Origin of the sequence: Salinivibrio sharmensis, from assembly GCF_001995985.1 — a bacterium.
Lineage (GTDB): Bacteria > Pseudomonadota > Gammaproteobacteria > Enterobacterales > Vibrionaceae > Salinivibrio > Salinivibrio sharmensis.
The window spans coordinates 1-21,760 of sequence record NZ_MUFC01000009.1 but is presented as its reverse complement, the minus strand read 5'-3'; the positions used below and the strand labels follow the sequence as shown (position 1 = coordinate 21,760).

The window sequence follows — 21,760 nt, the reverse complement described above, 5'->3', positions numbered from 1 at the left end:
TCCATTAATTCTGTTCTGGTAATTTTTTTGCTGCCGCGGCATCGAGTACCCATTCCGTGGTGCCTTTGACACTGCGGATATTGGCGGCAGGATATGGCAGTTGGGTAGGCTCGTGTGTGGCGATCTCATGCACGATCGCTTGTTTGCCTTCACCCAACACCAGATAACTGATTTTCTTCGCCGCGCGCAGAACACGGGCGGTTTTTGATACACGCTTTTGACCCGATTCAGGATGCGAGGCCACCAGCGCGAGCGCGGTATTGTCATACTGAGGATCGTGCGGGAACAGCGAGGCCGTATGGCCATCGCCACCGACGCCCAGCAAGATCCAATCAAACACAGGTGTGCCGTTTTCGCTTGGGATCAAGGCTTGCATTTCCGCACTAAAGCGCGCCGCTTCCACGTCCGGGTCGTCTTCACCACGAATACGGTGAATGTTCTCTTCCGGAATGCGAATGTGGCTAAACAGCAGCTTATTGGCTTCACCAAAGTTACTCTCAGCGTCATCCGGTGCGACACAGCGCTCATCGCCCCACCAAAAATGCAGCTTTTGCCACTGAATCGCATTGGCATAGTCGCCACTGGCTAAAAGCTTAAACAGCATTTTGGGCGTGCTGCCGCCAGAAAGCGAAATGTGTACGGCACGATCTTGCTCACTGAGTGCTTGCATCGTATCCGCTAAATGATTGACCACCGCGTCGGCATCATCAAAAATTCGAGCATTTATCATAATTCGCAGTATTCCGTGTCAGTCAGGTTTTTGCAGGGAAAGCGCCAAGCATGACCATCACGCTCAAGCAACTGATCCGCTTCTTTCGGTCCCCATGTTCCGCAGGCATAGCCAAACAAGGCTTTGTCATTTTCTTTGTACTGCAGAATAGGCTCAACAAACTGCCAACAAGCTTCGACCGCGTCACTGCGCGCAAACAAGGTGGCATCGCCTTTAAGCGCATCCAGCAACAAACGTTCATAAGCTGTCAGCATCTGGGTTTCTTCCAGTGAGGTATAGTGGAAGTCCATATTGACCGCTTTGGCGTTAAAGCCAGCACCCGGCTCTTTAAGACCAAAGCTCATTTGAATGCCTTCATCCGGCTGAATGCGGATCACCAAACGGTTCTCGGGCGCATTTTTGCCAAATACAGGATGCGGGGTTTGTTTAAAGTGGATCACCACTTCGGTCACGCGTGTTGGCAAGCGTTTACCGGTGCGCACATAAAAGGGCACCCCATTCCAACGCCAGTTGTTGATAAACATCTTCAGGCCAACATAAGTCTCGGTACGCGAGTCTTCGGCGACACCTGGCTCATCACGGTAACTGGGTAGTGGTTTGCCCCCAACTTGCGATTCAGTGTACTGACCCAGCACCAAGTTATTGTGCAAGTCGTCTTCAGAGAGCGGTTCGAGTGATTGCAGTGCTTTAAACACCTCATCACGCATGGCGTCAGCATTGATTTGAGCGGGCGGCTCCATCGCCACCAGCGACAGCACTTGCAGCAGATGGTTTTGGAACATATCACGGACTGCGCCCGATTGGTCGTAGTAACCACCGCGACCTTCCACACCAAGGTTTTCAGCCCCCGTAATTTCCACATAGTCAATGAAGTTACGGTTCCAAAGCGGCTCAAACATCGCATTAGAAAAACGGAAAACCAGCAGGTTTTGTACCGTTTCTTTACCTAAGTAATGGTCAATGCGATAGATCTGGTGCTCGGCAAAGTAAGCATGAATGTCTTTGTCGAGTTGGCGTGCGGAGGCAAGATCGTAACCAAAAGGTTTTTCGACCACCAAGCGCTTCCAACCGTTACTCTCATCATTGAGGCCATGCGCTGCTAAGCAGGCAGGAATAAAGTTATACAACTTTGGCGGTGTCGCGAGGTAGAAAAGCGTATTGCGCTGTGCAAAGCCGTATTGGTCAGAGAGCTCATCTAGGCGGCTTGTCAGCGCACCGTACTCGTTGGTGTCAGAGATATTAAATGATTGATAGTGCACGTGCGCCATAAAGGCGTCGAGCGTGGCAGGATCGGTTTCTTCAAGCTCTTGCATGGAGTGACGTAATTTATCGCGAAATGACTCGTCACTGTAGAAGGTGCGGCTTGCGCCAAGAATCGCGAAAGACGCAGGCAGTTGTTTGTTCGCATACAAGTGGTACAGGGCTGGGATCAGCTTACGGAAGGTCAGATCGCCAGATGCACCAAAAATAACAATACTGCTGTTTTCTGGAATTACCATCATCTTTCCTTTGATAATAAAGGTACTGCATGTGATTTGCGCCACAAATTAGCAGCGCTAAGGCCAAATTGGTAATTGGCGCTACCTATTGATTTCATCGATGTCACCACTGGAACACGCTGAATCGGCTAGCTAATCCCTACATTCGCAGCCAGCACGACACAGACAGTGTGCGACAAAGGCGGCCTAGTCTAGCACTTTCTCGTTCAATAAGCTTCACCCTAACTGGTATGACATGGTGAGGTGTTTATCTGCTGAGCAGCGTCACACAGTTGCTGGATTAGCGCCTCGACTTTCTCATGCCGCGCATTACGCAAGGTATATAAACCAACATTACCCATTTTATGAGGCTGGGTTGTCAGCACGCTCACGCCCTGACTAGCAAGGTATGTGTGGGCTTTGCTGGTATAGGGCATCACCGCCTGGGTGTCGTGTAATAAGTCGATACCGGGACTGAGGGCATCAACATCAAACACCAGGGTGTGCGCACAGATGGCAGGTGTAATCGGATTGGCAAGCAAATGCGCATGCCGGGCATGATCAGGCGTGACACGCATCAACGGCCAATCACTCAGGCACAGAGGAGCGATGCAGGTCGATGTGTCTGCGAGTAGCGGATGGTTGTCAGCCACATAATAGCTTTCCGCGTCCTGAAACAAGGGCATAAAGCGAACTTGCTGGCTCGCAACCAGATCGTCAATTTCATGACCGATAAACACATCCACATCGCCACTGAGCAGCGACGCCATTAATGCCAAGCGATTACCAAATTCGATGTGGACCGCACACTGGCGCTCTGCTTGATACTCAAGCACTGCCGGTTTGACAAACAAGGGCCACCACGCCTCCCCAGTGCCAAGCTTTATTTGTCCCGCTTCCCGCGCTTGCAAAGCATGAAGCTGGGCATGAAGGCGTTGGCGCGCGGCATGCTGTGCCGTGGCATGCTGATAATAAAGCTCTCCCGCGGCTGTCATACTGACGCCACGAGGATGGCGCACCAATAGCTGACATGCAAGACGTTGCTCAAGCTTTTGGATCTGTGCCGTCAATGAAGGTTGGCTAATCCCCAACTGCAACGCGGCCGCTTTAATACCACCTGCCTCAACCACCGCAATAAAGTAGCCGGCGACTTTTTCTACATCCATACCGCACTCGCTCACAATCTAACAGCTTACTTTATAGCCTAATAGGGATACACAACTCAATGATACCGCCTACTTTTCATTCATTACCACCTTATCTATAGCCAATAGGTTATATCAATCAGCGTCACGCCTATTTTTCTTGGCACTGCTCGCGCGCTAGGCTGTTTGCCACATCTCAAGCTAAGGCTTTGAGGATTTTTATTGTCGATAAGAGGTAATCGGTATGCAAAACGCTTGGTGGCATGATGCCGTTGTTTATCAAATCTACCCTCGCAGTTTTTACGACACCAATGGTGATGGCATTGGCGATCTTAATGGAATTATCGAGAAACTCGATTACTTACATTGGCTCGGCGTCAATGTGTTATGGCTATCACCGGTGTATCAATCGCCGATGGATGACAATGGCTACGACATTTCCGATTACTGCGCGATCGCGCCTGAATTTGGCACCATGGAAGACATGACGCGCTTGATTGATAAAGCCGGCGCGCTCGGCATCAAAATCGTGATGGATTTGGTCGTCAATCACACCTCCGACGAACACCCTTGGTTCCAAGCTGCGCTTCAAGACAAAAACAGTCCCTATCGTGACTTTTACATTTGGCGCGATGCCAAACCCGATGGCAACGCACCCGATGATCAAGGCTCAATTTTTGGTGGCAGTGCATGGCAATGGGAGCCAAACACCGAGCAATATTACTTTCACTTGTTCTCCAAACGTCAGCCCGACCTGAATTGGGAAAACCCTGCCGTCCATGACGCCGTGTATAAAATGATGAACTGGTGGATTGATAAAGGCATTGGCGGATTCCGCCTCGATGTGATTGATTTAATTGGTAAGGAAATCGACAAAGGCATCACCGGCAACGGGCCGCGCCTTCACCCTCTGCTACAGGCAATGAATCGAGCCACATTTGGCGAAAAAGACTTGCTCACCGTCGGCGAAACATGGGGCGCAACGCCGGAGATCGCCAAGCTTTATAGCGCACCGGAACGCAATGAACTCTCCATGGTATTCCAATTTGAACATATTACCGCTACTTGGAAAGACGGGGACAAATGGCAGCCCGTACCGCTGGATGTCGCCGCCCTGAAACAGGTACTGTTCAAATGGCAACAAGAGCTAGCCGATAGCGGTTGGAACTCACTATTTTGGAACAACCACGATTTGCCGCGTGCCGTATCCAAGTTTGGTCACGACGGCCAATACCGAACCCGCTCGGCAAAAATGCTCGCCACAACCTTGCACTTAATGAGAGGCACGCCCTATATCTACCAAGGGGAAGAGATTGCGATGACCAATGTCACCTTCCCGTCTATCGGCGATTATCAAGACATCGAAACCCGCAATTTTTACGACTTGCGTGTTGCAGAAGGCGTTGATCCCGACACCATGATGGAGGCGGTCTACCAAAACAGTCGCGATAACGCCCGTACTCCAATGCAATGGGAGGACGCACCGCAAGCAGGCTTTACCCAAGGAACACCATGGTTACCGGTTAATCCTAACTACACCACCATCAATGTGGCACGGGCAACTGAAAATAGCGGCTCTGTACTTTATCACTACCGCGAACTGATCAAGCTCCGCAAGCAATACCCAGTGATCGTACACGGCCAGTTTGCACCTGTGGAAGAATCACACCCTAACGTGATGGCTTACGAACGCTTCGACGATACCCAGCGTATTTTGGTGGTCAGCAACTTTAGCGAGCAAAAACAAACCATCACCCTCCCCGCACACTGGCACGATAAGGCCTTAACTTGCCTTAGCTACAATATGGATCCGGTCAAACAGTTAAGCACCACCTACAAACTAGCCCCTTACGAGTCGTTTGCGGTGATGCTGTAGCAAAGACGTTTAGTCGCCGATATCATCACGCGCCTGCAGATAGCTGCAGGCGCCCAGCCAAAGGCGACTCACCCCTCTTACACGCCATAAACGACGTCTACCGAAGGCATTAATACATATACCCAAGCCAATCCATATGCCCTACTGGCCATGATTTGTCTTTCATCGGTTTTACATACAATTCATTGACATACTCGACCGCTACGCCATAGTTGGTATGTTCATGGATGCGTAGCCAAGAGGCATATGACTCGACAAGCTGAAAGCCATTAGCCACATAAAAATCGAGCAGCTCAGAGATGAGAATAATGAAGTCAACGTCTTTATCGCTGGCATAGTCAGTCAGTTGCGCCAGCATACTCGAGCCTATCCCTTTTCTTTGCCAAGCGCTGTCGATGCAAAAATCACTCACCCCTAATACTTTGTATACCTCACCACCGACATTCACTGCCCTATAATCCAGCCCCATATAACCAATCAGTTGATTATCTTGGTACTGCAATGCCCGCATGTGGAGAAGCTGCTTATAGTAAGAACGGGCAACTTGATGGTCAGGAAATGCCTTGTTTCTAAGGGCTTGAATAGCCTCATGCTGCGCGTTCGACACTTCGATTTCTGGGAGAATTTCCATATTTAAGCTATTGATAATAAATCCATTTATTCAATTATTAACCAGTTCGCCATACTAATAGGGTTCCAATCATCTTGTCTTATCGGTGACGGGCAAATGTGTTTTAGTTCACACAATAAAAATGGCGGCTTCTATGTGGGAGCCGGAAAAACACTTGGTCTAATCAAGATTCTTGACGGTAATCTTTGCCCCTGTTTGACTGGTAATCGTCTTATGGTGCCGACCATTAACGAAATGTAGTGCTGAATAATCACTTATCCCGTAGCAAGGCATGTTTACGTGATGGCTAGCAAACTGAGAAAACAGCTCAGCTTTCGCGTCACTCTCCGTAAAGTGTGCTGATGCTAAGCCTTGCACAAAACCAAGCCCCTCGATAACGGAATACTTCTCAGGATCGCTATCTGTGATCCCGTAGTCGAACCAACATATTGCGCCCGCACTCATACCACACAATATGATGCCACTTTCATAGCAATCTTGAAGTATTCTATCTATCCCCCACGCTTTCCATACTGCGAACATAGAACGTGTATTACCACCGCCGACATAAATAACATCTTGCTCTTGCAGATGTGTGCGCCAGTCTAGGTTGGGTTTAAATAATGGAAAATGACTTAAGCGGCGACTGAGTTTAGACTGATAAAAACGATCGATTGCTTCCTCAGCATCCCCAGTGGCAGTGGGAATATAGCAAACTTTCGGATCGCTTTTCTCAGTTAAACGGAGCGCATATTGATCTAATTCGCTTTGTTGTTCTCCCATCATCCAACCACCACCGCCTAACGCGACAATATGTTTATCCATTACGTGGCCTGTTTTTTAATTACTATTGAAATTCGCCACCCTGATTTTTTAAGGTTTTATGCCCGCACCTTGTACAAACTTCATATCGATCGATTAAGTCCAACGATGCACCAACAGGACTGGCAGCACCACCAAAGAAACCGTCGAGAAAGGCCTTAAATTGTTCTTTTTTACTCTTACCATATTTCGAAGGCTTTTGCTTTATGATTTCTTCATGTTCAGTTTCTTTCCCGCATTTATCACAAAACCGAGTGTTCACTTTATACCTCTGACCAACTGATAGATTCGGTTGAAATTACCATATAACGGCATAGAAAAGGTTGACCGATTTCAAAGTGAACGTATAGATAATTCGTCGCGGGCGCAAGGCGAACAGAATAAGGAGAATGGCGTTCACCTAAACACAGGAGAGCAAACCGACAAAAACCGCATCGTTAACGTAACGTATTGAAGTGAAGTCTTATCTCTTCACTTCCTGGTTACGCTCGCGCTGAAAAAAGTGCCAGACGCAGCGCCTACCTATCTGCATTCGAGCTATTTACTTATAAATCAACGGGCTTGTTCAACACCCAAATAAGTATCGGCTGCGCGACACTTATTTTTATTTGTTAGGTTTGTGCCCCTTGACCTTTCATTAAGCCAAGTAACTCTAGCACTTGCCTCCCATCGCTAGGCATACCCTCATACGCACCAAAGTAGCTTGGATAGTACATTGGTATTGCTGTAAATAAAAATTGAAACAGTGTAAAGTACAGTCCAAAATTTACCAAATATTGAGGTAGATGCGGTAATTCATAGCGACTAAGTAAATATAAGCCGACACATGAAATTAGAGATACAACAGGTCCCATTAAGAACGAAACAACTTGCAAATTTTTGCTCACATCTCTTTCTATTGAAGCAAAGCCAACATTCATCGACAATGGTGTGATTAAGAGCTTTAATTTACCAACCCGAAATTCCTTAGCATTACTTCCACTTCCCAATCGAATTTCTACCGACTGACCTGTCATTAATTGAGGAGTTGCATGCCCTAACTCATGAAGTAGCACGGCCAATGGCATTACCAACACAAAACCCAAGACTAGACCTATTAAATTGCTCACACACAACCTCCTTATTACGGATACGGATAAGCAACAAGACTAATATACGTCTTTTTGAAGTTTGCACCAAGTCCTGATAAAAAGCCTAACGCTTGGCTTTGCGGCGTGACGGAGCGTAGCGGAGTAACGTCCGACAACAGCCACTTGTTAGGTGAATACTCATTTAGCACTCAAAGCTTTTGCAAGTTTGTCTGAAAAAGTAGAGAGGCTCTGTTGCTCAACCTTCGATTTCTCTATCTCTGCCGTAGTTTGACCTTTCTCTATGATTGCATTGCGTTCAGTTTCGGAAAGAACCTTTATTACATTAGAGGTAGCTTCAGAGTCATTAGCCATAAGAGAGCATTTCAAGGCTGCGAGCTTCGCCTCTGAATTTGTCATTTCATTTTGAAAATATTTTATTTCACTAAGACTTGATTTATAAAGTTTCAAGAAAAAATAGGCGAATATTTCGATGAGCACTACCAAGGATAGTCGGGGGATGAAGTAGGCAATAAATGCAATCTTGTCTTCTGGGACAGTGTCTATTTCAATAACGAAATAACCAAGAATTGCGAGACCTACAATTGTGGTTAAAATTCCAAGACTAAGATTCAAATTCCCTCTTCTTCCAAGAGCGCTCGTTTCAGTATACAAGCGCTCCAGGGTTCTGGAGAAAACCTTCTCTATCTCTTTTGTTTGATCAGATGTTGCTGCTTCTTTCTTTACCTTATCTAAAAATTCTTGAGACGCCAGACTTGTTGACTCATCTTGAATCTCTCTCTTGAGCAATGAAACTAATTCATTCTTATTTTCAGCACCAATTGCAGCGGTAATTGAGCTATTACTATCTAGCTCTGATTTAAGCCTTGAAACTTCCTTTTTCAGCAATTCAAGTTCTTTATTGCTGGCGCTGTCGCCATGCTCAATTCGATTTCTTAGCCTTCTGAGTTCGTCCTCATAGCGCAGATACTCACTAGTTGCATCGGCCTTCTTGGAAAATCCGGTTTGCAAATAGATCATTAGCACACCGAGGCCAGAAACAAGAAACATAAACGGCGTGATCAAGCCAAATATATCTCTATCTAACCCAGGTAATATCATGAGCTGATCATAGTTAGGCAAAAATACCGCGAGAAGCCCGAAAGTTACCCCAAGCATTGCTGGTACTGCCGCCAAAACAACCCTGAATCGTCTCTGACGTTCCGCCCGCCACTTTAAATACTCTTCTGACGGCTCTTCCATAAAATCATCTTTGCTTGAGTGTTCATTCATCTAACCCTTCCCTTATGGGTAACTCGGCCACCTAACATTGTATTAGCACGCGCACTCGATTTCCCAAAATCGTTATACGCGGCCTTTCTTATCTAACTAACTGTTATAAATAACATTTACCGCTTTTGGGGTCTATCTCGTTTCCGAGAAAGTGTGCATGCCGCCTATCTCTGGTGACGCGTTCACACTATCTCCGCGCCTACTCGCCTAATCTATTGATTATACTTACTTYCTTCTTTCGTATTCTGAGATAGTGTGAATGAGCGACGACAAAGCGTGCACTCAATTGGCGTGCTTCCACCGATAAGCTGGTTGTCTATCTAGTCTTTCCCACGCTACCGCCGATCAGTTCTCGGTACCTAACACACCTTTTCCGTCAGCGTTGTCCGGTTAGCTTATCAAAGCCATGCTGATTTTTTCGTGCTTAATTGTCCAAAATGTTAGCGATGGCAGGTTTTGTGTGGGGGCGTGGCTGAAATGGCTTTGCCTGCAAAAATAATAAGATCAGGGGGTTATCGCAGTAATTTTATGAAACCAATTTAATATATGGCGGGTATTGGTCTATTTACCCACACAACACGGAGACGTTGTTATGCGACATCACGCCATATACAAGCAGGGATGGCGATCCCTTTTCGCACTTTTATCCACCACCGTCGCGCTATCGGCAACAGGCGCTGAGGGCACTCAAGATACCATTCATGATCCTTGGCTTAAAAATGTTGTCGCGTTAACAGGAAACCACAAGCCCGGCGAACCAGACCCGACTAGCTATGGCATGGACCCAAAACGGGTCAGTTTATTCATCCTCAGCGGACCTACCATGCCTACTCACCCAAGCCTTTTGACGGTTTACTCGATTATTGGGATGACAAAACGTATAGCAAAAATATGACGGTCGAGGCCTATTACCCCATTACGGTTGAACCCTTCCACACTTGGCAAAATATTGTCGATTTTGATGGCAGGCGGTATCTGTATCAGTATGTACGGCGCGATCTAAAGATCTTTGATATTACAAACCCAAAAGATTTGAAGTTGCTGTATACCCGCGGTAAGCAATGGGGGCCAAATGGGCCTCAAGGGGAAGAAGTGAACCCCTATCCCACTGGTGATATGTTTGGCGCGGCCAGTATACAGTGGAGCGAGGCTCGGCAGAATTATGTGATGGTGCAGGCCTTTGAGATCCGTCGCTTCGGGCTGTTGAAAGATAAATTCACCCAGCCGGAAAAAGTCGCACAAATCCGTCATGCCAAGCATTTAAAAGGCTTTAAGGTGTATGACATGCATGGCCCATTTCCGGACCAGTGGACATTAATCGCAGAGCGAAGCACCGATATTAACCACCCAGACGCTAAGGTGGGTGAACAACAAGGGTCGGGCGTGCGCGATATTCCCACCTGGTTTGGAGGGAAGACCATGATTGTTGCGGCCGCACCCGATGCCAGTATGCATTAACCGAATATGGCAATGATTTATATTCCGCGGGTTATCAATCTTGGGATATGTCTGATCCTGCCAACCCAATATTTATGGATCAATTGGCAGTGCCGGGGCAAATTCTTAACAATCCCGCGCATCAAAAAGCATATCTCGACAACCCACGGGCAGGGAATCGTACCTCTTGGATGGGCGCACGTATGTCGCTGTTTATTCCGACACCGGTCGAAGAAGGTGGGAAATATGGCTATGCCGCGATGGGCGGGCTTGGTTTCTATGTGGTGGATATTTCCAATCCAGCGCAGATGAAAGTGGTCAGTCACCTCGAGTTTGAGCCCAGTGTCGCGGGGACGGAGGGCGACTTTATTGATGTATCACAAGTCGAACAAACAGGCCTCGTCTACTTTAGCGGTTACCCGCTTAATGAGGAGTGTTTTGAACCCTATAAAGACGTGCATATTATTGATGTGTCGGATCCCGCTCAACCGAAAAAAGTCAGCGTTTTACCACGTCCAACCCCACCAAAAGAGGCTGCTTTTGCGGATTTTTGTCAACGTCGCGGCAGCTTCGGGCCGAAACGTACCGGTGCTTATACCCAGCCCGGTATCGGTCGCCAAGGTATTCTTCCCTATAATTTTTATAACGCTGGCCTGCAGGTGTTCGATGTTCGTGACCCACAACAACCTACGATTGCGGCGTACTTCGTGCCCCCGTTCAAGGAAGATGACGTTGCCAGTTATGCGATGGGGAATTTGTCACACAGTGTCTATGTGGAATATGACCGTAACTTATTTTGGCTATTCACTAATCATGGGATCTACGTGCTCTCTTCGCCGGTATTAGGCCAGCCATCCTTTGCACCGCCTAAGCAAGCCTGGCCACCTCGTCCTGCGGGTGCGCGTGATTCCCAATAAATGCTTTTTTCAAACATAACGGAGTGAGATGTCGCCGGTCCGCCAGCGACATCTTTCTGACTTTAGAGGTCAGAAAAAACTGAGCATAAAGCTTGCCAGAATCGGTAGAAGCATAGAAAGCTGAGCCCACCAAGTATTTGTCGCCTTTCTGATAGTTAAAACCATCACGGTGACTAGCCAAGCCCCTGCGGCAAGATAACCAAGGGAGTCCTCAATACCGCTGTAATGTTGAACACGGTAGAGTATCGTATGCAACTGAGCGTCAGCTGCGGTTGATATGTTTTGTATTTCACGGCTTGCGATACCACCGTAATAGTGTGAAAAACCAATCAACACCAGTTGTACGGTCAGCAGGATTATCGACAATGCTTTCATATTCTGGGTCAAAATTTTATAACCATTTGTACATAACGTAACTATCAACAAGCCCCAGCCGTGCATGCTTATACGCCTTAGGAATATTGCCAACAATCGAAAAGCCGAGAGCTTGCCAAAGCTTAACCGCCACTTCGTTGGTCGAGACGACGCTATTAAACTGCATCGCCTTAAACCCTAGTTCGAGCGCCATTTCCTGCGAATGTTGGCAGAGTAGACGGGCTATTCCCTTTCCTCTTGCCTCACTTGCCACCATATATCCACAATTACAGATATGCCGGCTTGGCCCCATGCCATTAGGCTTGATGTAGTAAATCCCCAAAACGGCGTCATTTTCGACATACGCGTATGCATTTAAGGTTGAGCCACACCAAAGTGAAAAAGCGTCTTGCTGCGTCATGTTGGGATCTAAGGCGTAGGTTTCTTGCGCTTGAATAATCGCCGAAAACGTCGGCCAGAATGCCGCAAAGTCAGGTCGGGTCATCTCTCTGATCATGGCTCCCCCTTAGAGGCCTCTTCAGTTGGCTCAGCCGATAGCATCGACTCATGATGGTGCATTTAAGGCACCTTTTCCAAAGCATTAATAAAAAGGTTTTTTTATTAAACGAGGGAAGTGTAGAGATAAAATTCATGCTTGTCGCCTCCAAGTCAGGGCATTGCAGGTGTGATCTAAATACACTTTTACTTCCCCCTATTCACTCCCTCTTGTAGACTACGCGCGCGTTGACTATCTACTGATAAGAAAATTGATATATGCCTGCAATTACACCGGCCTTTAAAGTGATAGACGGTTTCTCACTCTGTGCCAGCGACACAGAGCGCCTTGATATATTTTTTACCTATCTTCGTGAAGGTGAACCCGAGCTGGCAGAGCTGCGTCTTGAACAACTTGTCTTAGCCTTAGCCAACTCCCCTTCTCAAGCCGCACTCTTTGCCAATAGCGTGTGCAATGAAGCAAAGAAAATAAAACTGTCACCGGCATTTGTGCAGTTGGGGATCTTTTCTAAAAACGGGCTCGTTACCGAAATTTTTCGCCGCCTTTACAACAAAGTCAATCCGCCACCAAAACGCTGCAACGATATCAATGACTTGCTCAGTTACTTTGTCGGTGGTGAAGACAAAGCGTGGGTCAAAACCATTTCCCATAAATGTTGGTTTAAACTTTATTGTCTACTCGTTAAAAGTGCTTCTACTGACGCTATTCGCACAACAGGCGCTTATATCAAAAGCGAGCTTTGCTATTCGCTAGAAATGCTATCTATCTGGATTGCCGCAGAAGAGCTAGACCCTGAGCTGCTTCGCATTGACCGCCGTTTGAGTGAAGTCGATTCACCGTTTATTGCGCTTCAGCGTGAAACCAGCCACTTAGTGGCGGCGATCAAAGCCGATGACATGTCTGGCCAAGACACAGCCCATTTCTGGGTGATGATTGAGCAGTGCCAACAACAGGTAAAACGGATCCGCGCTCGCGGCATCAGCCAAATGGGCTTCTCCGCACACGCGTCACATATGCTCGAGCGTCTTGATCAAACGTTAAACCGCATGGTGCTCCTGATTCAAATCTTGGATTTTCGCCACCCACATCAAAAAGCGCGTTGTGTACTTAACCTTTGGCGTCAATTACTTACCTCGGTGACCGAGCGCAATAGTGTGCGAGCCATTTACCGCAAAAGTACACGTACCTTTGCGCAAAGTGTTACTCAAAACAAAAGTAACCACGGTGAGCACTACATCGCCAAAACGAAAAAGGATTATTTTAAAATCCTACGTGGTGCCTGCGGTGCTGGGGTGATTATCTCGCTATTGGCGTGGGTAAAGATGTATATCGAGAGCCTGCAGCTTGCGCCACTCAATAGTGCGCTATTAGTCAGCCTAAACTACGGCGTCGGCTTTATGCTGGTGCACATTTTGCACTTTACTATTGCCACCAAACAGCCGGCGATGACAGCAGCAAACTTTGCCGCGCACGTTGAAAAAAACAAGCAAGGGCGTACAAGAAGTAAAAAGCTCGCTCGCCTGCTGATTAATGTAAACCGCTCTCAATGGTTTGCGGTGTGGGGCAACATTACCGCCGCAATTACCGTGAGTGTGCTAGTGAGCGTGCTTTTTAGCCACTTTTACCACAGCCCGTTGCTCACCAGTGAGCAGGCAGCATATCAAAAAGCAGCCATCCACCCATTAAGCGGCCTAGCTTGGCTGTATGCGGGCATCGCCGGTGTGTGGCTGTTCTTGTCGGGCATTATTACTGGCATATTAGATAACCGAGCGGATTACATTGAGCTAAAAGATCGATTGGTCGCCCATCGATTGTTTCGGGTTATCCCCGTTAAACATCGTGAGAAAGCCGCTTTTTATATTCATGAGAATTACGGCGCCTTGGGTGGGAATTTTATATTTGGGGTGTTACTGGGTATGACTAGCTATGTTGGTTATCTCATCGAGGTCCCATTAGACATCCGCCATGTGGCGTTTTCGTCGGCACACGCTGCTTACGCGCACATTAGCGATTTTCAGTCTTGGGTGTCAGCCTTATCCAGCCTGTTTTTGGTATTGATGATAGGGTTTATTAATCTTTGGGTCAGCTTTGGTTTAGCGTTGTTCGTGGCATTGCGCTCACGAAACTGTGAGTTAGATATTAGATCGGTGAGAACCGCGGTACTGACACAAATCAAGCAGCATCCCTCTAGCCTATTTTGGCCTAAAGATCCGGTGCCTGCGGTGAAGGCGCAAGGTGCAAATCAACGCCGTACGCCATAACACCTAACGCGTTTGTCACTGGCCAACGGACGGCCGGTGAGCGTCAATAGCCAAAGTGATTCTCTTGACGTGTGGGCCTGGCATTATTTCGGCTCATTACTCGATCCACCTCAGCATAGTATCAGACACAATGTGAGCACGGTTCATGTTTTCATAGACATGGATATTCATTAATACTGCGGTCAATCTCTCATAAATCAACAGTCATTTATTCTGTAAAGAATAATGGTCACTCATTAGTAATTAAGCCGCACTATTGTAAAACAAACTAGTCACGCCACATTTTCTATTTGATTAGCGTTTGAAACACGCCTATGTCGTAATTCTCTGTTTACGCGACAAATTGTAACACACTTGTAAATGATTCTATTGATAGGCCACGTTAAAGGTGCGAGCCGAGATGTTCGCCTTCCTATTGTGCAGTTGGGAAGAAAGGAATCTTTCAACAACAATTAGGGCAATAAAATGAAACTCTCTAAATTGACATGGCTTATCGCCTCTAGTGTTATCGCTAGCACACCAGCACTGAGTGCAGAACTGATCAATGTTACTGATGATGCCATGCTAAGTCAGGTACTCGATCAACCCGCTGGCGTTTACGCACCATCAGGCTCACAGGCTAATCCGCTAGGGTTTAAAGAAGTGAAGCGCGTCACCTTGCCAAATGGCAAAGTGAAAGTGCGTTATCAACAAACCTATCAAGGCGTACCAGTCATCGATACCGCGGTCGTCGCGACGGAAAAACAAGGTCAGCGTAGCGACGTCTACGGCACCATGGCACAAGGCGTCGCGAACGATATCGCCTCAATCTCACCCGCGCTTACTAGCCAGTCTGCCCTTGAGGCTGCTAAGGCCGCTTTCACGCAGAGCCAGCAAACCATCACCACTGCGCCATTTGAAAACGAGAACACTCGCTTGGTGGTGAAGCTGGATGACGAGCAGAACGCGCAGCTCGTCTACATCGTTGATTTCTTTATCGCTACAGACGATCCGAGCCGTCCTTTTTATATGATTGATGCCAACACTGGTGAGATTCTGAAACACTGGGATGGTATTAACCATGCTGCTGCCGTTGGTACAGGCCCTGGTGGGAACGAAAAAACGGGCCAGTATGTCTATGGCACGGACTATGATGGCTTACCTATCGACAAAACCGGCACCACGTGTACGTTAGAAAACGACAAAGTGAAAACGGTCGATTTAGAGAACGGGACCACAGGCAGCACTGCCTTCACCTACCCATGTACAGATAGCAGCAATTACAACGACGAAAGATATGTTAACGGCGCTTATTCTGCACTGAACGATGCGCACTACTTCGGTAACGTTGTTTTTGACATGTACCAAGATTGGATGAACACCGCACCTCTGACTTTCCAGCTCACTATGCGCGTCCACTACGGCAACGACTATGAGAATGCATTCTGGAATGGTACCTCAATGACATTCGGGGATGGCAAATCGACCTTTTACCCACTCGTCGATATCAATGTGAGCGCCCACGAAGTCAGCCACGGTTTCACTGAGCAAAACTCTGGCCTTATTTATGCCGACATGTCGGGCGGGATCAATGAGGCGTTTTCTGATATTGCTGGTGAAGCTGCAGAATACTACATGCATGATGAAGTCGATTGGGTGGTCGGTGCCGACATCTTTAAAGGCACTGGTGGTCTGCGCTATTTTGACCAACCTTCACGCGATGGCAAATCAATTGATGACGCCAGCCAGTACCGTGACGGCATGAATGTGCACTATTCAAGCGGCGTATATAACCGTGCTTTCTACCTCCTCGCTAACAAAGCAAACTGGGATGTTCGCAAAGGCTTCGAAGTATTCACCACCGCGAACCAACTGTACTGGACCGCCAGCAGCACATTTGACCAAGGTGCATGCGGCGTAGTCAAAGCCACGCAAGATTTGGCTTACAATGCGCAAGACGTAATCGATGCATTCAATACCGTGGGCGTCGATGCAAGTTGTGGTGACAACGGTGGAAACGTGCTTCAGCCCAACCAGCCGATTACCGGTTTAAGTGGTGGCAGCGGCAGTGAAACCTTCTTTGCCTTCACTGTTGATAGCAGCCGCAACGTCAATGTGGTGATGAGCGGTGGTACGGGTGATGCCGACCTTTACGTGAGAGCTGGCAGCAAACCCACGACTGATAACTGGGACTGTCGCCCGTACAACTATCGCAATGACGAAACCTGTCGTATTAGCGCACAAAAAGGTACCGAGTACCATGTGATGGTCCGCGGTTACCGCAGCTACTCTAATGTTAGCCTTGAGCGTGATTAATCAGTCCCTAACAAGCCGCTGTTTCAAACAGCGGCTTTTTTGTCTGGAAAAAAGCCGCTTTTCACCAGATATACAGACACCTTGTCAGCCTCTAACATTTTTTGTCACCTACCCTAGCTAACACACAATCTGGACAAACCAGAAAAACCTTAATTTTCATCACATTATTACGGTAAAACTCTAGGAATGCTCCAAGTTATCTAGATCACAACACCCATCTGTTTTTATCTCGTCTACGCTTAAGAGAATTGTCACTTATTTGGAGGCGCTATGCTCAAGTACCTGTTCACAATCATTTTCTCAACGGTTTTATTTCTTGCAGCGCCAGCCCGGGCAGATGTCCTTACAATGCCGTCGCTCGAGTGGCCCCCTTACTCTGGCAAGAACTTGCCCGATCAAGGCGCATCGGTTGCTGTGGTGCGTGCTGCGGTGCAAGCCATGGGGCACGAGCTTAACGTCGAATTCTATCCTTGGTCACGTACCGTCTATTTGGTCAAAAATGATGCGCAGTACGCTGGCTATTTCCCAGAATATCACTACGAAACCGACGAACTACTCTTCTCTGATCCCATAGGTACTGGACCGTTGGGGTTCGTTGAAAACGTCAACAAGCCTATCGAATGGTCAACCCTTGATGATCTTACTCAACATACCATTGGTGTGGTGCGTGGCTATGTCAACACACCAGAACTAGATGAGCGCATTGCCAATGGCACACTCAAATCGTCTGCGGTCACCAGTGACACTCAGAACCTGCAAAAGGTGGGACGAGCGCGTATTCCTCTCGCGGTGGTAGATGCCAATGTGCTGGACTACCTTAAAGAAAACGATCCAGCCCTTAACGCGGTAAAAGCGAACCTACAAATGAATAAAAAGCTCTTGGTCGATAAAAAGCTATATATTGCTTTCGCTGATAATGCTGAAGGACAAAAATGGCGTGAGATCGTCAATCAAGGGCTCAAGAAAATCGACATTGAACAGATAATGAAAGAACACCTCGGTGAATAAAAACTGACCGTGGGAAAAAGTGGCCGCAGTTGGGTCGCATGACAATGTAAATGGAAGAGTAGCGCTATGTTTAAGAGTCTAAAGGCAATATTTGTCACTCAAGTGGTTATTGCTGTTTCTGTGGTGTTAGGGATATCAAGCTATATTGACTATCAGAACACCAAACAGGAACTGAATAGCGCGCTTGAAACTACGGTGGAAAATGCCACCACCCGAATGAACCTAAGCTTGCCCAAAGCAATTTGGGACTTCGATCTGGAAGCGGCCAAGCTGTCGATTTCCGCCGAGCTGAAAGCGCCCGATATTAAAGCCGTTCGCGTGCTCGATAATCAAGGCTCGGCGATCGTCTTTTTGCGCCTAGGGCCACCCAATGACGAAGGACAGCGGCAGCCGAAAGACATTGGCGACGGCGAAAAGTCGATGTACGAGTCCATGCCCAACGAAGAAAGCGAGCTTTCATTTACCGAGTATGGCGAAACCAATAAGGTAGGGACACTTCAGGTTTTCTATAACACAGACCGGCTAGAGGCAGAATTGGCCGAGACTCTGACTCGAAGCCTGATTGAGCTGCTAGTGCTCGACCTCGTAATCATCGTATTCCTAATTTTGGCTTTAACCGCCACCGTCGTTAAACCACTCAACGACTTAACTGGTCGAGTCCGAGAACTTGCCAGTGGCGATGGTGATCTCTCTACTGTTATCCCTGCGCCGAAATACAAAGAATTCGCCCAGATCACCGAGCATATTAACCACTTCACCGCTTCGTTGCGTGAAATCGTCAATGAAGTGACGCAAGCATCTATCAATCTCGCTGAAGTCTCAGCGGAGAGTGGACAAATGGCTCGCACCAACGCGGAACGCTTGGAGCAGCAGAAACAAAGCCTCTCTACCGTTGCTGCCGCCGCTACGCAGATGAATCAATCCATTGCCACTGTTGCGGATACGGCGAACGATGCGGCTACCCGTGCGGCGGGTGCCACGGATCTGGTTAACCAAGTGTACGGCACCATTGAGAGCTCCGCGTCTGAAATCATCAATATGCGTTCAGAGATGGAGAACGTGAATGCTGAAATGCATAAACTGCTTGAGGAAGGTGAGAAAATTTCAGATGTCGTCAATGTGATTAATGATATCTCTGAACAAACCAACCTCTTGGCGCTGAACGCTGCGATTGAGGCGGCGCGTGCGGGTGAACAAGGCCGAGGCTTTGCGGTGGTGGCTGACGAAGTACGTAGTCTTTCAGTCAAAACCAGTGAGTCCACCGAGCAAATTCAATCCAACATCAAGTCGTTGAGTGAAGCCACTGAGTCGGTAGAAAAAGAGATAAAACGCATTGGTAGTATCTTAGAAAACACCGCCGGTCGTGTCTCTGAGTCGCAAGAGTCTGTCAGTCAGGTACGCGAGACCATCACAGATATCTCCGAGCGCAGTGGTCAGATTTCACAAGCCACCGATGAGCAACGTCAAGCTATTGATGAAGTCAGTCAAGCCATCAATGAAGCGTCGGAAGCAACTAACTATGTCACTGAGGGTGCACAAGAAAACGCCGCCCGAACCGACAAAGTGCTCACTCTCAGTGAAGACATCAAAGCACAAATGGGGAAATTTAAAACCTAATAGTTAATGCAAGTCTAGGGAGAGGACATGAAGAAACTATTTACAGTTGGCTTAGCAATTTTATTAATGGCGCCTAGCGCAATGGCCAGGACACTAACAGTCGCGCAAGATCCGTGGCCACCCTTTGTGACCACAGATCCCGATCGGCCGGGAATTTCTGTCGAGCTTGTCAAAGCCGCGATGGCAACCCAAGGCTATGAAGTCGAGTTTAAAAACATGCCATGGGCGCGTGCGCTCGATGCGGTTCGCAAGGGAAGTATCGACTTGCTTCCCGCCACTTGGCACACTGACGCACGCACTGAGTTCCTGCGTTACAGCAACCCTTATATGAGTAACCAGCTTACCTTCATTAAACGCGCAGATGACACTTTTAAGTTCTCGAGTTTGAATGACTTGCAAGGAAAAGTGGTTGGTATTGTGCGCGATTACGGCTATGGCGATGCGTTTTTGGAGGCGACGCATTTTGATAAACCCGCTGCCAATAACTTAGCAACCAATTTGAAAAAGCTGCTCGCCGACCGTATTGACCTGACCTTGGAAGACAAGATCGTCGCCCAATCAGTGATGCAAGAAGAAGGGCTTGATAGCAACCAGTTTGCCTTTACTGACCGGGCACTCTCAACCAACCCTTTACATGCCACGAGTGGCAAAGCCAACCCCGACAGCCAATTGTTCATCAATGCCTACAATAAAGGCCTGGATGAGATCAAAGCCAATGGTACGTTTGAAAAAATCCTGAAAAAATATGGCATAAACTAATCGAACGTCGAAATATCAAGTATGATTAAAGGGAAGAGAAGCGTTCTTTTCCCTTTTTTAGCTTGGAGCAATATGGTTTTACCTCGCCGCCTTTTAACTTGGTTTATCCTGTTTACGCTCGCGTATGTGGTCGCTGCGCTAGGCGTAACGGCTCTCATTGGCGACACGATCGTCAACCGAGTCATCCAACAAGAGCAAGAGGACATTAATCGTAAAGCCTCCTTGATACGGTCCCGGATTGAGGCGGCGATATATCACGATACCTATGTTGCTGATAGCTTAGCGACCGTGGTCACCATTGATCCGGAATTCGCCATGACCAATTGGGACAGTGTGGCGCAAAAACTCCTCGACAAGGCAGATTATGTCCGCAATGTGGGCTTATCACCCGATAATATTATCAGCCATGTTTACCCTCTCGAAGGGAACCAAGCTGCAATCGGATTAGACTTTCGCTCTCGTCCAGACCAGTACCGTGCGGTATTAAAAGCGCGAGATCTTGGCGATGTTTACATCGCTGGGCCCGTTAACCTCGTTCAAGGTGGTCAAGCGATCATTGCACGATTTCCTATCTTCGCCTCCCCGACAGATGCGTCGGACTACTGGGGAGGAGTTAGTGTTGTCATTGACCATGTCAAGATGCTCGGTGAAGTCGGATTATACGATCTCAGTGGCGCCAATGTAGCCATCAAAAACAGTGAAACACTGGCTTACTTTTATGGCTCCCAATCGACAGTTGTCAATGCCGACTTTACGGTCCCGATTTCTCTGCCTAGCGGCGAATGGTCACTCGCCGTCGAATACACACTTAAACACTCACCCGAAATCGTGCGCCTAGGTATTATGATTTACGCGGTGAGCGCAGGCATTTTTATCGTTATTTATGGCCTGATATTACTTTTCTATCGCAGTTTTCTTATCGCGAAAAAGCAAGCACTCGTCGACGAGTTAACCCAACTTCCTAACCGACGGTTCGCGATCGAGAAACTTGATTCACTCACAAAAGAGAAAAAAGAGTCCTTTGCGCTGCTCAATATCGACTTAAATGATTTTAAGAAGGTTAATGACGCATACGGTCATGAAGCTGGCGATGCACTGCTTAGCCATGTAGCCTCAGCGCTAAACCAAAGCACCCGCTCATCAGACTTGGTCGCAAGAATAGGCGGTGACGAGTTTATTGTTGTATTGCGAGATGTACACCCTAGCGATGTCAACAAAGTGCTAAAGAGCCTGAAAGAAACGGTCGAGGCCTCCGAATGTCGATGGCAACGCTACCATATCTACCCATCGCTCAGTATTGGCTGTGCCCTCTTTAATCATCGGTCCCCTCGTGATTTAGATGAGCTGATGGCCTCGGCAGATCAAGATATGTACAAAGCAAAATCAGAGAGAAATACATCTGGGCTGTCCGTTAACGCCATCGGTTGATCGAAAGAGAGCGCAAACTGTTTTTAATGCTATAACCTGGGTTTAAACCCATTTATTAAGACGATTGTCTGTTGGTCTTTCTACTACAATGTTTATCAACAATAAAAAAGAGGTGACGCATCACCTCTTTTTTATTTTTTAATAAC

The 21,760-nt window shown here is 47.6% G+C and carries 19 protein-coding genes; 9 read left to right on the top strand and 10 right to left on the bottom strand.

Going from position 1 to position 21,760, the window contains the following annotated elements; all coding sequences use genetic code 11:
• Positions 1 to 4: 4 nt before the first annotated feature.
• From pgl to BZG74_RS09840, 3 genes are all read right to left on the bottom strand, one after another.
• A complete protein-coding gene (pgl, locus tag BZG74_RS09850; RefSeq protein ID WP_077772436.1) occupies positions 5 to 730 on the bottom strand; it encodes a 6-phosphogluconolactonase in 726 nt (241 codons plus the stop codon).
• On the bottom strand, positions 727 to 2,229 hold the full coding sequence (gene zwf, locus BZG74_RS09845) for a glucose-6-phosphate dehydrogenase (protein ID WP_077772435.1): 1,503 nt from the start codon (positions 2,227 to 2,229) through the stop codon (positions 727 to 729). The genes pgl and zwf overlap by 4 nt, the downstream gene beginning before the upstream one ends.
• Before the next feature lie 221 nt (positions 2,230 to 2,450).
• A complete protein-coding gene (locus BZG74_RS09840) occupies positions 2,451 to 3,374 on the bottom strand; it encodes a LysR family transcriptional regulator (RefSeq protein ID WP_077772434.1) in 924 nt (307 codons plus the stop codon).
• A gap of 223 nt (positions 3,375 to 3,597) precedes the next feature.
• Here BZG74_RS09840 and BZG74_RS09835 point away from each other — a divergent pair, with 223 nt between their 5' ends.
• Positions 3,598 to 5,229, top strand: coding sequence for a glycoside hydrolase family 13 protein (locus BZG74_RS09835; protein WP_077772433.1), 1,632 nt, complete (start codon positions 3,598 to 3,600; stop codon positions 5,227 to 5,229).
• Positions 5,230 to 5,338: 109 nt separating this feature from the next.
• Here the strand turns inward: BZG74_RS09835 and BZG74_RS09830 are convergent, their stop codons facing one another.
• The 5 genes from BZG74_RS09830 to BZG74_RS09810 all read right to left on the bottom strand — a co-directional run bounded on the left by BZG74_RS09830 (position 5,339) and on the right by BZG74_RS09810 (position 9,021).
• Positions 5,339 to 5,860 (bottom strand): GNAT family N-acetyltransferase, encoded by a 522-nt coding sequence (locus tag BZG74_RS09830; protein ID WP_077772432.1) that lies wholly within the window; start codon positions 5,858 to 5,860, stop codon positions 5,339 to 5,341.
• 159 nt (positions 5,861 to 6,019) lie between these two features.
• The gene (locus tag BZG74_RS09825; protein WP_077772431.1) at positions 6,020 to 6,664 is read right to left on the bottom strand and encodes a Type 1 glutamine amidotransferase-like domain-containing protein; all 645 of its coding nucleotides are present in this window, start codon (positions 6,662 to 6,664) and stop codon (positions 6,020 to 6,022) included.
• Between the two features lie 22 nt (positions 6,665 to 6,686).
• Entirely contained in the window at positions 6,687 to 6,923 is a 237-nt protein-coding gene (locus BZG74_RS09820; protein WP_077772430.1) for a hypothetical protein, read from the bottom strand.
• A gap of 349 nt (positions 6,924 to 7,272) precedes the next feature.
• Entirely contained in the window at positions 7,273 to 7,770 is a 498-nt protein-coding gene (locus tag BZG74_RS09815; protein WP_077772429.1) for a hypothetical protein, read from the bottom strand.
• A gap of 159 nt (positions 7,771 to 7,929) precedes the next feature.
• Entirely contained in the window at positions 7,930 to 9,021 is a 1,092-nt protein-coding gene (locus BZG74_RS09810) for a DUF485 domain-containing protein (RefSeq protein WP_077772428.1), read from the bottom strand.
• A gap of 891 nt (positions 9,022 to 9,912) precedes the next feature.
• Here BZG74_RS09810 and BZG74_RS15835 point away from each other — a divergent pair.
• Together BZG74_RS15835 and BZG74_RS15830 are read left to right on the top strand one after the other, a co-directional pair.
• Complete coding sequence (locus BZG74_RS15835) at positions 9,913 to 10,479, top strand: hypothetical protein (protein WP_235605739.1); 567 nt, start codon at positions 9,913 to 9,915, stop codon at positions 10,477 to 10,479.
• Between the two features lie 47 nt (positions 10,480 to 10,526).
• Positions 10,527 to 11,375, top strand: coding sequence for a hypothetical protein (locus tag BZG74_RS15830; protein ID WP_235605738.1), 849 nt, complete (start codon positions 10,527 to 10,529; stop codon positions 11,373 to 11,375).
• 69 nt (positions 11,376 to 11,444) lie between these two features.
• Here BZG74_RS15830 and BZG74_RS09800 read toward each other — a convergent pair whose 3' ends face one another.
• Together BZG74_RS09800 and BZG74_RS09795 are read right to left on the bottom strand one after the other, a co-directional pair.
• Positions 11,445 to 11,750, bottom strand: a complete 306-nt coding sequence (locus BZG74_RS09800) for a hypothetical protein (protein ID WP_077772427.1) — start codon at positions 11,748 to 11,750, stop codon at positions 11,445 to 11,447.
• 16 nt (positions 11,751 to 11,766) lie between these two features.
• Entirely contained in the window at positions 11,767 to 12,246 is a 480-nt protein-coding gene (locus tag BZG74_RS09795) for a GNAT family N-acetyltransferase (RefSeq protein WP_077772426.1), read from the bottom strand.
• A 257-nt stretch (positions 12,247 to 12,503) separates the two neighbouring features.
• On the opposite strand from BZG74_RS09795, the gene BZG74_RS09790 reads away from it, so the two are divergent.
• The 6 genes from BZG74_RS09790 (at position 12,504) to BZG74_RS09765 (ending at position 21,614) form a co-directional block, all read left to right on the top strand.
• Positions 12,504 to 14,507: a hypothetical protein gene (locus tag BZG74_RS09790; protein ID WP_077772425.1), complete on the top strand. Its 2,004-nt coding sequence runs from the start codon at positions 12,504 to 12,506 to the stop codon at positions 14,505 to 14,507.
• Positions 14,508 to 14,972: 465 nt separating this feature from the next.
• Positions 14,973 to 16,802, top strand: coding sequence for a M4 family metallopeptidase (locus BZG74_RS09785; RefSeq protein WP_077772424.1), 1,830 nt, complete (start codon positions 14,973 to 14,975; stop codon positions 16,800 to 16,802).
• Positions 16,803 to 17,150: 348 nt separating this feature from the next.
• Positions 17,151 to 17,810: a substrate-binding periplasmic protein gene (locus BZG74_RS09780; RefSeq protein ID WP_392397591.1), complete on the top strand. Its 660-nt coding sequence runs from the start codon at positions 17,151 to 17,153 to the stop codon at positions 17,808 to 17,810.
• Positions 17,811 to 17,876: 66 nt separating this feature from the next.
• The gene (locus BZG74_RS09775; protein WP_077772422.1) at positions 17,877 to 19,427 is read left to right on the top strand and encodes a methyl-accepting chemotaxis protein; all 1,551 of its coding nucleotides are present in this window, start codon (positions 17,877 to 17,879) and stop codon (positions 19,425 to 19,427) included.
• Between the two features lie 27 nt (positions 19,428 to 19,454).
• Positions 19,455 to 20,186 (top strand): substrate-binding periplasmic protein, encoded by a 732-nt coding sequence (locus BZG74_RS09770; protein WP_077772421.1) that lies wholly within the window; start codon positions 19,455 to 19,457, stop codon positions 20,184 to 20,186.
• 72 nt (positions 20,187 to 20,258) lie between these two features.
• Entirely contained in the window at positions 20,259 to 21,614 is a 1,356-nt protein-coding gene (locus BZG74_RS09765; RefSeq protein ID WP_162274013.1) for a diguanylate cyclase domain-containing protein, read from the top strand.
• Positions 21,615 to 21,760: the final 146 nt, after the last annotated feature.